13 protein-coding genes are annotated in these 12881 nt (G+C 64.9%); 6 read left to right on the top strand and 7 right to left on the bottom strand.

Going from position 1 to position 12881, the window contains the following annotated elements:
* Nucleotides 1-14: 14 nt before the first annotated feature.
* Nucleotides 15-1046 carry a septal ring lytic transglycosylase RlpA family protein gene (locus BMZ70_RS21945; RefSeq protein WP_092279412.1) on the top strand — a complete coding sequence of 344 codons (1032 nt, stop codon included), beginning with the start codon at nucleotides 15-17 and terminating at the stop codon, nucleotides 1044-1046.
* Nucleotides 1047-1059: 13 nt separating this feature from the next.
* On the opposite strand, the gene BMZ70_RS21940 is transcribed toward BMZ70_RS21945, so the two are convergent.
* Genes BMZ70_RS21940 through argS form a run of 7 tightly spaced genes read right to left on the bottom strand, consistent with a single transcriptional unit; the run spans nucleotide 1060 to nucleotide 7178 of the window.
* Complete coding sequence (locus BMZ70_RS21940) at nucleotides 1060-1734, bottom strand: SPOR domain-containing protein (protein ID WP_092279410.1); 675 nt, start codon at nucleotides 1732-1734, stop codon at nucleotides 1060-1062.
* A 12-nt stretch (nucleotides 1735-1746) separates the two neighbouring features.
* A complete protein-coding gene (locus BMZ70_RS21935) occupies nucleotides 1747-2499 on the bottom strand; it encodes a type III pantothenate kinase (protein WP_092279408.1) in 753 nt (250 codons plus the stop codon).
* Nucleotides 2496-3284 carry a biotin--[acetyl-CoA-carboxylase] ligase gene (locus BMZ70_RS21930; protein ID WP_092279406.1) on the bottom strand — a complete coding sequence of 263 codons (789 nt, stop codon included), beginning with the start codon at nucleotides 3282-3284 and terminating at the stop codon, nucleotides 2496-2498. The genes BMZ70_RS21935 and BMZ70_RS21930 overlap by 4 nt, the downstream gene beginning before the upstream one ends.
* Nucleotides 3277-4059, bottom strand: coding sequence for an SDR family oxidoreductase (locus BMZ70_RS21925; RefSeq protein WP_092279404.1), 783 nt, complete (start codon nucleotides 4057-4059; stop codon nucleotides 3277-3279). The genes BMZ70_RS21930 and BMZ70_RS21925 overlap by 8 nt, the downstream gene beginning before the upstream one ends.
* 2 nt (nucleotides 4060-4061) lie before the next feature.
* Nucleotides 4062-4745 (bottom strand): thiol:disulfide interchange protein DsbA/DsbL, encoded by a 684-nt coding sequence (locus BMZ70_RS21920; protein WP_092279402.1) that lies wholly within the window; start codon nucleotides 4743-4745, stop codon nucleotides 4062-4064.
* 9 nt (nucleotides 4746-4754) lie between these two features.
* Entirely contained in the window at nucleotides 4755-5447 is a 693-nt protein-coding gene (locus BMZ70_RS21915) for an SPOR domain-containing protein (protein WP_092279400.1), read from the bottom strand.
* Between the two features lie 21 nt (nucleotides 5448-5468).
* Entirely contained in the window at nucleotides 5469-7178 is a 1710-nt protein-coding gene (gene argS / locus BMZ70_RS21910) for an arginine--tRNA ligase (RefSeq protein ID WP_092279399.1), read from the bottom strand.
* A 191-nt stretch (nucleotides 7179-7369) separates the two neighbouring features.
* Here argS and rsmB point away from each other — a divergent pair, with 191 nt between their 5' ends.
* From rsmB to BMZ70_RS21885, 5 genes are read left to right on the top strand one after another with little or no spacing between them, the layout of a single operon-like run.
* Entirely contained in the window at nucleotides 7370-8779 is a 1410-nt protein-coding gene (gene rsmB, locus BMZ70_RS21905) for a 16S rRNA (cytosine(967)-C(5))-methyltransferase RsmB (RefSeq protein ID WP_092279397.1), read from the top strand.
* Nucleotides 8772-9371, top strand: coding sequence for a DUF4390 domain-containing protein (locus BMZ70_RS21900; protein WP_092279396.1), 600 nt, complete (start codon nucleotides 8772-8774; stop codon nucleotides 9369-9371). The genes rsmB and BMZ70_RS21900 overlap by 8 nt, the downstream gene beginning before the upstream one ends.
* Nucleotides 9372-11663, top strand: coding sequence for a sensor histidine kinase (locus tag BMZ70_RS21895; protein ID WP_092279394.1), 2292 nt, complete (start codon nucleotides 9372-9374; stop codon nucleotides 11661-11663).
* Between the two features lie 60 nt (nucleotides 11664-11723).
* On the top strand, nucleotides 11724-12437 hold the full coding sequence (locus tag BMZ70_RS21890) for a response regulator (protein WP_092279392.1): 714 nt from the start codon (nucleotides 11724-11726) through the stop codon (nucleotides 12435-12437).
* 4 nt (nucleotides 12438-12441) lie between these two features.
* Entirely contained in the window at nucleotides 12442-12873 is a 432-nt protein-coding gene (locus BMZ70_RS21885) for a GTPase (protein WP_229205538.1), read from the top strand.
* The last annotated feature ends 8 nt before the right edge of the window (nucleotides 12874-12881 follow it).

The following is a 12881-nucleotide window of genomic DNA, read 5'->3' as shown; positions in this document are numbered from 1 at the left end:
TACTATCTCGCCCTATGCGCTTACAACGTCATCACCTTCTTAATCTTTCGGCAATCGCCGCCGCGCTGGCGCTGGTCGGATGCGGCAGCGCGCCAGTGGCGACGCAGCCCGCGCCGCGTAGCGTGCCGCCTTCGATTAAACCGCCGTCCACCAGCAAGCCCGATCCTTCGCTGCCGGTGCTGCCGCCGGCGAACTCGGGTCGCGGCGGCTACTACCAGGACGACGGCCCGGGCGACGCGCCGCCGCCCAACCTGGCCGAGACGCCGGACGCCGAAGTGCGCAACGATCCGCTGCTGCCGCGCTCCAATCGTCCGTATGTGGTGTTCGGTAAAACCTACACGCCGATCACCGACGACAAGCCGTTCACGCAGATCGGCATCGGCAGCTGGTACGGTAAAAAATTCCACGGCCAGCGCACGTCCTCCGGTGAGCCGTACGACATGTACAAGATGACGGCGGCGCATCCCATCCTGCCGATTCCGTCCTACGCCCGCGTAACCAATATGCTGAGCGGCGCCACCGTGGTGGTGCGCATCAATGACCGCGGCCCGTTCCATTCCAACCGCGCCATCGACGTGTCATACACGGCGGCGCTGAAACTGGGCTTGTTGGGCAAGGGCAGCCACGAATTGAAGATCGAACGCATCCTGCCGGATGAAATCGAGCGCATGCTGGCTTCGCGCGATGGCGTATCCAGCAGCACCAAGGCACGCCTGACACCGCAACCGCCGCTGGTGTTGACGCCGGCCGCGCCGCGAGAAATCGAAACGCTGATGCTGGCCGAGCGCGCGCCTGCCGGCTATGTGGCGCCCGTGTCGGCGACGCCGGGCGGTTTCTATCTGCAACTGGGCGCCTACTCGCGCGCTGAAAATGCAGAGTCGGTGCGCGACAAGCTGGTCAGCAAACTGAATGGATTGGAAGTAGTGCAGGGCGGTTCGGTGTTCCGCCTGTTCAGCGGCCCGTTCACCTCGCGCCAGGAAGCGCAGCAGGCGGCGCAAGGGCTGCCGTCATCGCTCGGCCTCAAGCCGATTGTGGTTCAACGCTGAATTTCGGCGCTGGTTATTTGCAGCTGCGCGTCTCCGCGTTCGGGAAGCCGGCGCGGATTTTTTCCAGCCTGGCTTTCAGGTCGGCGTCGACGTCGCGGAACTGGTAGGCCAGCAGCTTGCTGCCGCTCATGCGCGGCGCCACGCGCGCGGTGCGCACGCCTTGCTTCATCAACGCGGCCAGCTGGTTTTGCGCCGCGCCCTCGGTCTTGAATACGCCCAGCGAAATCCCCCAGCGCAGCGGCGAGGCATCGGACATGACGAAGTAATTGCTGATGCCCAGTGCGCGCAGCTCGCCGGCCTTCTTGTCAGCGCCTTCCTTGCTGCCTTGCGGCGGAATATAAACGATGTAGCTCGACACCTCGCTGCCCGGCAGGTTGTGGCGCGACTGGCGGTCGCCCAGTTTCAGCGGTTCCAGCTGGTTTTCGAAACGGCGCGCGTCGGCCAGCACGAAGCTGGCGATTTCCAGGCATGCTTCCGGCTTCACGTCCGGCGCGGCCGGTGCGGCGGCCGCCACGCTGACGGCGTTGGCTTTCTCGGCCGGGATGATGGCCAGCTTGTCGGCGTTCAGCTGGTTGAGCAGGCGTTCCGGTTCGTGCTCGTTGCCGCTGAAGTGGCCCAGGTAGCCGCGTCCATACGCGAACAGCGCAGCGTTCACGGCGAGCAGGGACCAGAAAATAAACTTCAGCACAGGGCTTTCCTCTTATTCGGCGCTGCTTACCGCAGCATGTAATCCGATCAGCACAATATTCTCGACGATACGGTACGGTACTTTCAGCATCGGCGCAATGTAGGGCGCGGCGCCGCCGGAGATGATGCACTCGGCGGCTTGATGCTGGGCGCAGGCGTGCTCGATGGCGCCGCTCTGCGCAGCCAGGATGCCGCTCAGGATAGCGTCGTCGGTGTTGTCCGCAAATCCATCCGGCAGCTTACCGTCTTGGGCGATCTGCGGCAACTGCGCGGTGTTGCGCGCCAGCGAGCTGGCCATCAGGCCGAGGCCCGGCAGGATCATCCCGCCGAGGAATACGCCGTCCGGCGTAATGGCGTCGATGGTGGTGGCGGTGCCGCAGTTGACCACGATGGCGCGCACGCCCGGCGCCAGCGCATGGCCGGCGATGGCGGCGGCGAACCGGTCGCAGCCCAGCTGCGATGGACTGCGGTAGCCGTTGGTGACGCCGGCCAGCACCGGCAGCGAGGCAAACCACTCCACCGCGACGTCGGGCAGGCAGCGCTGCAGCACGTATTCCAGCTGCACGCGCAGCGCGTTGCCGGCCACGTTGGCGATGACGACGCGGCTGACGCCGTGCGTGCTGGCGGTTTCGCACCAGGCCAGTTCCAGCTGCGGCGTGTCCGCGTGGGCGGCGGCGCCGTGCGCGGTCCATTCACCCAGCGGCGCATCCGATGCCGTCAGCGCCCATTTGACGCGGGTGTTGCCGGCGTCGATCAGTAAAATCATGTTGGTGCTCCAGAAAGTCGCAGCGAAACGTCGCCGGACAGGATTTCTACCCGGCCTTGGTCGGTGTCCAGCAGCAGGCGGCCGATGGCGTCCACTCCGGCGGCGCGGCCTTGCTGCAGCACGGCGCCGTCGTCCAGCAGGACCACGTCCTTGCCTTGCCATGCATGCAGCGCGTTCCAGCGTTCGACGAATGGCGCGAAGCCGGTGTCGTCGAATTCTTCCAGCACGGCGGCCAGGCGGCTGAGCAGCGCGGCCATCAGCTGGTTGCGGTCCATTTGCGCCAGCCACGGCGCGCTTGCCACTTCGCGGCCGATGGCCGCTTCCAGTTCGTCCGGCATCAGCAGGTTGATGCCGCAGCCGATGACGGCCCAGATGGCGTCTTCGGTCTTCTGTGTTTCGACCAGGATGCCGGCCAGCTTGGCGCCGTCGCGCAGCAAGTCGTTGGGCCATTTAATCTGCACCGGCACGCCCAGCGAGGTAATGGTTTCGGCCAGCGCCACGCCCACCGCCATCGGCAGGCCGGTCAGCTTGTGCAGCGGGCCTTTGAAGCGCCACGCCAGCGAGAACATCAGCGCGGCGCCGGGCTTGGACAGCCACGAACGGCCGGCGCGGCCACGGCCTGCGGTTTGGTTTTCAGCGATGCGCAGCGTTTGGCCTTGCAACGTGTCGATGCGCGCCAGCAGGTCGGCATTGGTGGAGCCGGTTTCGGCGACGACTTCAATCGCCACGTGGCTGGCGGAGGTGGCGCAGTGCGATGTGATGGCGGATGCCGACAGATTACTCATGGTGCTTCTTGCGTGGTTTGTGCGGCGCCTTGCCGAAGGCCCAGTCGTAGACCACATTCGGCAGCATGCGCAGCACTTTGGCGACGATGCCCATCTGCCACGGGATGACGGCGTAGCTGCGTCCTGCGGCGATCACGCCCGCTGCGGCGGCGGCAAATTTTTCGGGCGCCATCAGGAATGGCATCGGATACGGATTCTTTTGCGTCATCGGCGTGTCGATGTAGCCAGGGCAGATGGTGACCACGCGGATGCCGTGCGGTTTCATCTCCAGCCGCAGCGATTCGCAGTAGCTGATGACGGCGGCCTTGGACGCGCTGTAGGCTTCCGCGCCGGGCAGGCCGCGTATGCCGGCCACGCTGCCGATGCCGACCAGTCGTCCCGGTGTGCGCTGCGCGCGCATGGCGGTGATGAAGGGAGCGAAAGTGGCGGCGGTGGCCACCACATTGGTGGCGATGATGTCGGCGAACACCGGAATGTCTTCGGCATATTCGGTCAGCGTGCCGACCGAGATACCGGCGTTGGCGATCACCACATCGACGCCGCCGGCGTAGTCGAGGAAGGCTTGCGCGGCCACATTGATGGCGGCGTGGTCACGCACATCAACCGCATAGGCGCGGTGCAGTTGTGGGTTGGGGAGCGTGGCGATCAGGGCGGCGAGCGATTCGCCGCGCCGGGCCAGCAAGCCTAGCGTGGCGCCTTGCGCCGCATACTGGCTGGCCAGCGCGGCGCCGATGCCGCTGGAGGCGCCGGTGATGAAGACGCGCAAAGGCGTCATGCTTACTTCTTCTCTGCCTTGGCCTTGACGACCAGTACGTCGAGCACCTGCGTGACTTCGCCGTGCAACTCGGCTTCGTTCTTGGCGGCGTTGACGCCGGCGTCGGCCATCGTTGGGGAGGTCAGGTACTTGCCGTCGACGGCCAGCAGCGGCCACGAATCGACGTTGTAGGCATCCATCATGGCGATCGACTTGCGCACGCGGCCGGCCACGCCGAAACCGCGATAGGTGTCGATGAATTTCTGCTTGTCGATGCCTTGCTTGGCGATGAACTCGAACACCTGGTCGTCGCGGTTCAGGCGATTGCGGTTGACGTGGATTTCGTTGAAGGCCTTGGTGTGCAGTTCAGGCGTCAGGACGCCCATCGCTTCCAGCGTGAAGTACATTTTTTCCTGCGGCAGATCAGTGCCGGGACGCGAGATGTGCATGCGTTTGAAGACGATGTTGTCGCCCTGTTTTCTCACCCATGCGTTGAGCGATTCGTCGAAGGCGGCGCAGTGCGGGCAGGCGTAGTCGAAGAACTCGATGATTTCGACTTTCTTGCCGCTGTCGACCGGCTGCGGCGCGGCCAGCGTCTTGTACTCCACGCCGTTCTTTGGATCGGCAGGGGAGGCCAGGGCGGTCATCGCAGTCAGCGCAGTCACGCTCAGCGCAATAACGGTCAGGGCGGATTTCAGGGAACGCATCGCTACTCCTTATTTTTGATTGCGAACGACGGCAACGTCGATGCCGTTTTCGGACAGTTTGCTGCGGGCCTTGTTCATGGCTTCGACCGAGTTGTAAGGGCCGGTGCGTACACGATGCAGTACGCCGGTGTCGGTCGAGCGGTCCGAGATGTTGGCTTCAAAGCCGAGCAAGGCCAGCTTGGCGCGCGCGCTTTCGGCGTCGGCCACTTCGCGGAAGGCGCCGGCTTGCAGATAGTAGGTGAACTTGTCGTCGCCGGCTGCAGCATCGGCTGCGGCAGGCGCTTTCGCGGCCGGCTGCGGCGTGATGTTGGCGGCGTTCGGCACGGCGGCCGGCTTGGCCGGCGTGCCCTGGATCTTGTCGACCACGGCCTGCAGCTGGTCGGCCGCAGGCTTGGCCGGTGCGGCAGGCGCCGCCGGTGCAGCTGGTGCTGGCGCTGCCTGGTCACGCGCGAAGTCCTTGGCCGCCTCGCGCGCCGCGTCCTTGTTGCCGTACAGCGGCTTGTTAGGATCGGCGACTTGTCCCGCCGTTGGTTCCGCCGCCTTGCCCGGATGGCCCTTGTCCGTGAACGGGGTCGAGCCCTTGGTAATCATCAGCGCCACGACGACAGCGATACTGAGGCCGATGACCAGGCCGATAACGATGCCGATGAAGGTGTTGCCTTGCTGTTGCGTACGCGGTGTAAAGCTGGAGCGGAAATTCATTGTGCGGGATGTCCTTCGCAATTACATTTTGTTGGGAGCCGAAACGCCGATCAGCGCCAGGCCGTTGCGCAGCACCTGGCGGGTGGCGACCATCAGGGCGATACGCGCTGCCTTCAGCGCCTCGTCGTCGACCAGCACGCGCTCGGCGAAGTAGAAGCTGTGCAGGTTGGCGGCCAGGTCGCGCAGGTAGAACGCGATCTGGTGCGGGCCCAGTTCCGTTTGCGCGCGTGCCAGCGTTTCCGGATAAGCGGCCAGCGTTGCCAGCAGGGCCGCTTCGGTCGGCGCGGTCAGCGGCGACAGGTCGACGTTCGCCAGCGACGCTTCGTCGCCGGTCCACTGTTCCAGCATGCGGCAGATACGCGCGTGGGCGTACTGCACGTAATAGACCGGATTCTCGTCCGAGGTTTTCAGCGCGACGTCGACATCGAACACGAATTCGGTGTCGGCTTTGCGCGAGATCAGGAAGAAGCGCACGGCGTCGCGGCCCTTGGTGATGTCGCCGCCGCCCGACCATTCGATCAGGTCGCGCACGGTGACGTAGGAGCCGGCGCGCTTGGAGATCTTGACCTCTTCGCCGCCTTTCATCACGGTGACCATCTTGTGCAGCACGTAGTCCGGGAAGCCTTGCGGAATGCCGACGTTGACCGCCTGCAGACCGGCGCGCACGCGGGCGATGGTGCCGTGGTGGTCGGAGCCCTGCACGTTGATGGCCTGCTGGAAGCCGCGCTGGAACTTGACGATGTGGTAGGCCACGTCCGGCACGAAGTAGGTGTAGGTGCCGTCCTTCTTGCGCATCACGCGGTTCTTGTCGTCGCCGTAGTCCTCGGTGCGCAGCCACAGCGCGCCTTCTTCTTCGTAGGTCTTGCCGGACTTGTTCAGCATGTCGACGGCGGCATCGACCTTGCCGTCCGAGTACAGCGAGGACTCGAGGTAGTAGTTGTCGAACTTGACGCCGAAGGCTTGCAGGTCGATGTCCTGCTCATTGCGCAGGTAGGTCACGGCGAAGGCGCGGATCGATTCGATGTCTTCCACATCGCCCGAGGCGGTGGCTGGCGAACCGTCGGAGGCCGACACGGTCTTTTTGGCTTTGAAGTCTTCGGCGATATCGGCGATGTAGTCGCCGTTGTAGGCCGATTCCGGCCATTCGGCATCGCCTGGCTTGTAGCCGCGCAGGCGCGCTTGCACCGAGTTGGCCAGGGTCTGGATCTGCACGCCGGCGTCGTTGTAGTAGAACTCGCGGGTGACGTCGTAGCCTTGCGAGACGAACAGCGAGGACAGGGCGTCGCCCAGCGCGGCCTGGCGGCCGTGGCCCACGTGCAGCGGACCGGTCGGGTTGGCCGAGACGAATTCGATGATGACTTTCTTGCCGGCGCCGGCGTCGCCGGAGCCGAAGGCGGCGCCCTGCGCCAGCACAGTCTTGACCACGGCCTGTTTCGAGGCGGCGCTGACGCGCAGGTTGATGAAGCCCGGGCCGGCGATGTCGGCGCTGTCGACCAGGCCGTTGCGGGCCGGGTTGGCCAGCACCGCGTCGACCACTTTGGTGGCCAGTTCGCGCGGGTTCATTTTCAGCTGCTTGGCCAGCTGCATGGCGATATTACAAGCCACATCGCCGTGCGACGGGTCGCGTGGTCGCTCCAGCACGACGTTGGCCACCACTTCGGTGCCGGCGAGGATAGGGGCGAGGGCGGCCTGGAACAGGGCGGTAATGTCTTGTTTTTGTTGGGCTAACATGCGCTTAAAAATTCATCAGATAGTGGAAACGGCGGGCGCGTCGGCGCCGGCCAAACAGCGGTAATTATACTGTGTTGACCAGCGAACGGCGCTGGGACGGATACAAGTGTTTACATATGTCGTAATCGCCTTGTCATAGGCGCTGCTGTATACTGCGCGATCACAGCCGTCACCCACTCCGGAATTAGCATATGAACAAGCGTCCAACGCTCTCTTTGAAGTCGCCCGTCAAGTCCAAGCCGGCCGCGCCGAAACTGCGCGCCAGCCATGCGCGCGACCTGAAACCAGCGTTGCAGACCAGTTTCCAGACCAACCTCAAGCCCGATTCGCTGGCTTTCAGCCTGATCGGCGCCGCCAGCGCCGTCGCGCAGGTCAAGACCGGCACTAATTTGCCGCAGGCGCTGGCCCAGGTCTGGGCCCGCCAGGACGCCACGCCGCAGGCGCGCGGCGCCATGCAGGACATCGCCTACCGCGCCATGCGCCAGCTGGGCCAGAGCGAAGCGCTGATCGCCCTGATGGCCCCCAAAGCGCCGGAACCACTGGTCGGCGCGCTGCTGTCCTGCGCGCTGGCGCTGATGACGGCCCCGGACGACACGCCGCCGTATGAAGAATTCACCGTGGTCGACCAGACCGTAACTGCCGCCGACGCCCACCCGGACACCGCCCGCGCCAAGGGCATGGTCAACGCCGTGCTGCGCCGTTTCCTGCGCGAGCGCAAGGCGCTGCTGGACGCAGCCCTGCTGCAACCGGTAGCAAAATGGAACTATCCACAGTGGTGGATCGACGCCGTCAAGAGCGCCTGGCCGCAAGATTGGCAGGGCGTGCTGGCCACCGGTAACACCGCGCCGCCGCTGACCCTGCGCATCAACGCCCGCAAGACCACGATGGAACAGTACCTTGCCAAGCTGGCCGACGCCGGCATGGCCGCCACCCAGATCGGCCCGTACGCCGTGCGGCTGGCCAAGCCGGTCGGCGTGCAGCTGATTCCGGGCTTCGCCGAGGGCCTGGTGTCGGTGCAGGACGCCGGCGCCCAGCTGGCCGCGCCGCTGCTGGACGTAAAAGACGGCATGCGCGTGCTGGACGCCTGCGCCGCGCCGGGCGGCAAGACCTGCCACATCCTGGAGCTGGCCGACGCCCAGGTGATCGCGCTGGACGCCGACGCCAAGCGTCTGGCCCGCGTCGGCGAAAACCTCGAGCGCTTGCAATTGCAAGCCACGCTGAAGCCGGCCGACGCCCAAAACAATGACTGGTGGGATGGTCAACAATTCGACCGCATTCTTGCCGACGTGCCGTGCACCGCCTCCGGCATCGTGCGCCGCCACCCGGATATCCGCTGGCTGCGCCGCAAGGGCGACACGCTCCAACTTGCAACACTTTCCGGCAAAATCCTCGACAACCTTTGGCAGATGCTGGCACCGGGTGGTAAATTGCTATTCGTGACATGTTCCTTGTGGCCGCAGGAATCCGAGGCGCAGGCGGCCGCTTTTGCAGTACGCAACAAGGCTGTCCGACTGGATGCGCCCGGCCAATTGCTCCCCGCCGGCGGCTCCGGGCAGGATCACGATGGTTTGTTCTACGCGCTGTTTGAGAAAAATGCGTAACCTCTTGAGTACCGGCCCACACGTGACATTACGATTTTTTCGACGCCTGATCGGTTCCCTGCTGATGCTGCTGGCCTTGCTGCCGCAGCTGTCGCATGCCGCCGAAGGCGTGGAAATCCGTCGCGCGCTGGTCGAGGCGACCGAGGACGGCTACCGCCTCTCGGCCACTTATGGCTTTGAACTGAGCCACGAGATGGAAGACGCCCTGCAGTACGGCAAGACCCTCTACTTCTATACCGAAATCGAATTCACCCGCCCGCGCTGGTACTGGTTCGATGAAAAAGCCATCACCGCACGCCAGACCGTCAGCCTGTCCTACAACGTGCTGACGCGCCAGTACAACGTGGCCGTCAGCGGCAGCGTGCACCAGAGCTTCTCCTCGCTGGAGGACGCCTTGTTCCTGATCCGCCGCCCCAACCGCTGGCTGGTGGCCGCGCGCGGCGCGCTCAAGCTCGGCGAAACCTACAACGTCAAGCTGAGCATGGGGCTGGATCCCAACTACGTGCCCAAGCCGCTCAAGGTCAATGCCCTGAACAACAACGAGTGGCGCCTGGCGTCCGACAAGAAGTCCTTCCAGTACAGGGCCGAGTAAGTGAAGACGGCCCTGCGGTATTTTTCTGTCGTTGGCGGCGGCATCGTCAGTATCCTGCTGTTCCTGCTGGCCTCGGCCTCCGACAATTCCGGCATTTTCGACCGCTACTATGGCTGGCTGCTGGGCCTGAACGCGGCGGTGGCGGTGGCGCTGCTGCTGCTGGTGGCAGTGTCCCTGTTCCGCCTGTACGCCCGCTTCAAGGCCGGCAAGTTCGGCTCCAAGCTGATGACCCGGCTGGTGCTGCTGTTTGCCGCCATCGGCGTGCTGCCGGGGCTGGTGATCTTCGTGGTCTCGGTGCTGTTCGTTTCCCATTCGATTGACTCGTGGTTCAACGTGCCGGTGGAAGAGGCGCTGGAATCGGGCATCAACCTGAGCCGCGCCGGCCTCGACCGTGCGGTGGGCGAGCTGACCGTGGTGGCCAACCGCACCGTGCAGGAGCTGGCCGACCGCCCGTTCGGCACCGAGCGCGCCACGCTGGCGGCGGTGGTCAAGAGCCAGACCGGCATGCAGAACGCTATCATCGTCGACGCCGAAGGCGGACTGGTGGTGAGCGCCCGCGCCAGCCGCACCAGCAACCTCAGCGCCGACCTGCCGACCCGCGACATGATGGCCAAGGTGCGCAAGGACGACGTCTACGGCGCGCCCGAGGGCGGCAACGAGCTGCACAGCGACCTGGTCAACGCACCGCTGCCGGCCGAGGCGGTCAACAAGCTGCGCCTGCGCGTGCTGGTGGCCATCCCCGACCACGTGCAGCCGAACGGCACCCACCTGGCGCCGCGCTACCTGCAGCTGCTGCAACTGGCGCCGGCCCAGTTGGCGGCCGACGGCGAAACCATCCGCGCCGCCTACGCCGACTACAAGGAGCGCTTCGACGCCCGTCTCGGCCTGCGCAAGATGTACATCGTGACGCTGACGCTGACGCTGCTGCTGGCGGTGTTTGGCGCCATCGCCAGCGCCTTCCTGATTGCCAGCGACCTGGCCCAGCCGCTGCTGCTGCTGGCCGAGGGCACGCGCGCGGTGGCCGAGGGCGATTTGTCGCCGCGTCCTATCGTCGCCACTTCGGACGAGCTGGGCACGCTGACCCAGTCGTTCAACACCATGACGCGCCAGTTGTCGGACGCCCGCAGCGCCGTCGAGCGCAACCGCGCCGCGCTGCAAAACGCCAAGGCCCACCTGGAGTCGGTGCTGGCCAATATGTCGGCCGGGGTGATGGTGCTGGACCATGATTTCCACCTGCTTAGCTGTAACGACTCGGTCGAGCGCATCCTGCAGCAGGCCGGCGTCACCATGATCGGCCAGAAGCTCGACGAAATCGAAGGCTTGCAGGAATTCGGCGGCGCCATCGTAGCCGCGTTTGCGGCGCAGAGTGCGCAATCGGCGGCCGGCCGCAACATCGCGCGCCTGCACTGGCAGCGCCAGATCGAAGTGCCGCGCCAGGCCATCGGCGTCGAGGGCAACGACCTGACCCTGCTGACGCGCGGTTCGCGCCTGCCGGTCGAGGGCGGCAGCGGCTACCTGGTGGTGTTCGACGATATCTCCGACGTGATTTCGGCCCAGCGCTCGATCGCCTGGGGCGAAGTGGCGCGCCGGCTGGCGCACGAGATCAAGAATCCGCTGACGCCGATCCAGCTGTCGGCCGAGCGCATGCAGATGAAGCTCGAGGACAAGCTGATGCCGGCCGACGTCGAGCTGCTCAACAAGGGCACCGCCACCATCGTCAACCAGGTGGCGGCCATGAAGCGCATGGTGGACGACTTCCGCGACTACGCCAAGACCCCGCCGGCCGTGCTGGAACCGCTGGACCTGAACGCGCTGATCGACGAGATCCTGCACCTCTACATGAGCGGCGAAGGAAACGACATTATTCATCCTCAGCTGGGCGCCGGCCTGCCGCTGGTGATGGGCGATCCGACCCAGCTGCGGCAGGTGATTCACAACCTGCTGCAGAATGCGCAGGACGCGATGGCCGAGCTGCCGGCCGGCGCACCGCAAGCACGCATTGACGTTATCACCGAAGCCATTCATTATCAGGGCGCGGACGGCGGCACGCGGACGGCGGTGCGGTTGGCGATCTCGGACAATGGACCGGGCTTTGCGCCGAAAATCCTGGCGCGCGCGTTTGAACCGTACGTCACCTCGAAGGCGCGCGGCACCGGTCTCGGCCTGCCGATGGTGAAAAAAATTATCGAAGAACATGGTGGACGGATCGATATCCAGAACCATGTCGATAGAAGTGGCGCGTCAGTGCTGATTTTGCTGTTAAAGTTAGCACCGGCGTCGCAAAATAGCTAAAGTGCTATGAATTACAAAAATCATTGCTGTCTACAGATGGCGAAATGAGGACAAGGGAAGATGGCAAACATTCTGGTGGTTGACGATGAAATGGGTATCCGCGAGTTGCTCTCGGAAATCTTGAGCGACGAGGGACATGCAATACAGCTGGCCGAAAACGCCCAGCAGGCGCGTGAAGCACGCGCGCAAGGTGCGCCGGACCTGGTGCTGCTCGATATCTGGATGCCGGACACCGATGGCGTCACGCTGCTCAAGGAGTGGCAGCGCGACGGCCTGCTCACCATGCCGGTGATCATGATGTCGGGCCACGCGACGATCGATACCGCGGTCGAAGCCACCCGCATCGGCGCGCTGAATTTCCTTGAAAAACCGATTGCCCTGCAAAAGCTGCTGAAAGCGGTGCAGGCCGGCCTGACCCGTGCACAGGAAACCGTGCGCGCCCCGGCGCTGGCGCCACGCCCGATCGCGGCGGCGCAGCCGGAAGAGTCGGTCTCGCCGGGCTTTGCCCAGCCGGTGGCCTCGGCGCAGATCGCCGTGCGCGGCGGCGCCACCGTGGCCGGTGCGGACAACCACATGTTCAACCTGTCGTTCGACCTGCCGCTGCGCGAGGCGCGCGACGCTTTCGAGCGCATGTACTTCGAACACCATCTGGGGCGCGAAGGCGGCAGCATGACCCGCGTGGCGGAAAAAACCGGGCTGGAACGCACCCACTTGTACCGCAAGCTCAAGCAGCTGGGCGTGGAGCCGGGCAAACTGGCAAAGAAGGGCGCCTGAGTTAGTGTCCGATCGCGTGACCGGCACAGCCGACACCGGGGCCGCCCATCACCGGCCGCCGGTGCCGACCTGGCTGGTCACAGGCCCCCGCGCCGGCGCGCGCGAGGCGGCCATTGCTGCCCATCTCCCATCGGAGGGGGCCAGCGTTATCATTCTCGAGGGTTTGTCGGACGGTGGTTCGGCCTTATCATTTGATCCTGCGGACGGCCCGTTTTCCTACGAAATTGTGCCGCAAGTGTTACGCATCGCACCAGGCTGTCTGCATTGCAGCGGTAATCTGATTTTGCGAGTAACATTAAACCGTGTGCTGCGCCGCCCCCCCGCGCGGCTCTACATCAGCCTGGCCTCCGCCGAGCACCTGGAACTGCTGCGTTCCTGGCTGTCCGAGGCGCCCTACGGGACCTTGCTGGATTTGCAAGACGACATCGCGGCCTAGCCCCAGCC

It is taken from the genome of Duganella sp. CF402 (assembly GCF_900109645.1).
In the GTDB taxonomy this organism is placed as follows: Bacteria; Pseudomonadota; Gammaproteobacteria; order Burkholderiales; family Burkholderiaceae_D; genus Rugamonas.
The sequence above is the reverse complement of the archived record's forward strand: the minus strand, read 5'-3'. Positions and strand labels throughout refer to the sequence as shown.

Bases quoted from the DNA above. Each gene is read 5' to 3' on its own strand.
- BMZ70_RS21945 (WP_092279412.1), top strand. From the start codon at position 15: ATGCGCTTACAACGTCATCACCTTCTTAATCTTTCGGCAATCGCCGCC.
- BMZ70_RS21935 (WP_092279408.1), bottom strand. From the start codon at position 2,499: ATGATTTTACTGATCGACGCCGGCAACACCCGCGTCAAATGGGCGCTG.
- BMZ70_RS21930 (WP_092279406.1), bottom strand. From the start codon at position 3,284: ATGAGTAATCTGTCGGCATCCGCCATCACATCGCACTGCGCCACCTCC.
- BMZ70_RS21925 (WP_092279404.1), bottom strand. From the start codon at position 4,059: ATGACGCCTTTGCGCGTCTTCATCACCGGCGCCTCCAGCGGCATCGGC.
- BMZ70_RS21920 (WP_092279402.1), bottom strand. From the start codon at position 4,745: ATGCGTTCCCTGAAATCCGCCCTGACCGTTATTGCGCTGAGCGTGACT.
- BMZ70_RS21915 (WP_092279400.1), bottom strand. From the start codon at position 5,447: ATGAATTTCCGCTCCAGCTTTACACCGCGTACGCAACAGCAAGGCAAC.
- argS (WP_092279399.1), bottom strand. From the start codon at position 7,178: ATGTTAGCCCAACAAAAACAAGACATTACCGCCCTGTTCCAGGCCGCC.
- rsmB (WP_092279397.1), top strand. From the start codon at position 7,370: ATGAACAAGCGTCCAACGCTCTCTTTGAAGTCGCCCGTCAAGTCCAAG.
- BMZ70_RS21900 (WP_092279396.1), top strand. From the start codon at position 8,772: ATGCGTAACCTCTTGAGTACCGGCCCACACGTGACATTACGATTTTTT.
- BMZ70_RS21890 (WP_092279392.1), top strand. From the start codon at position 11,724: ATGGCAAACATTCTGGTGGTTGACGATGAAATGGGTATCCGCGAGTTG.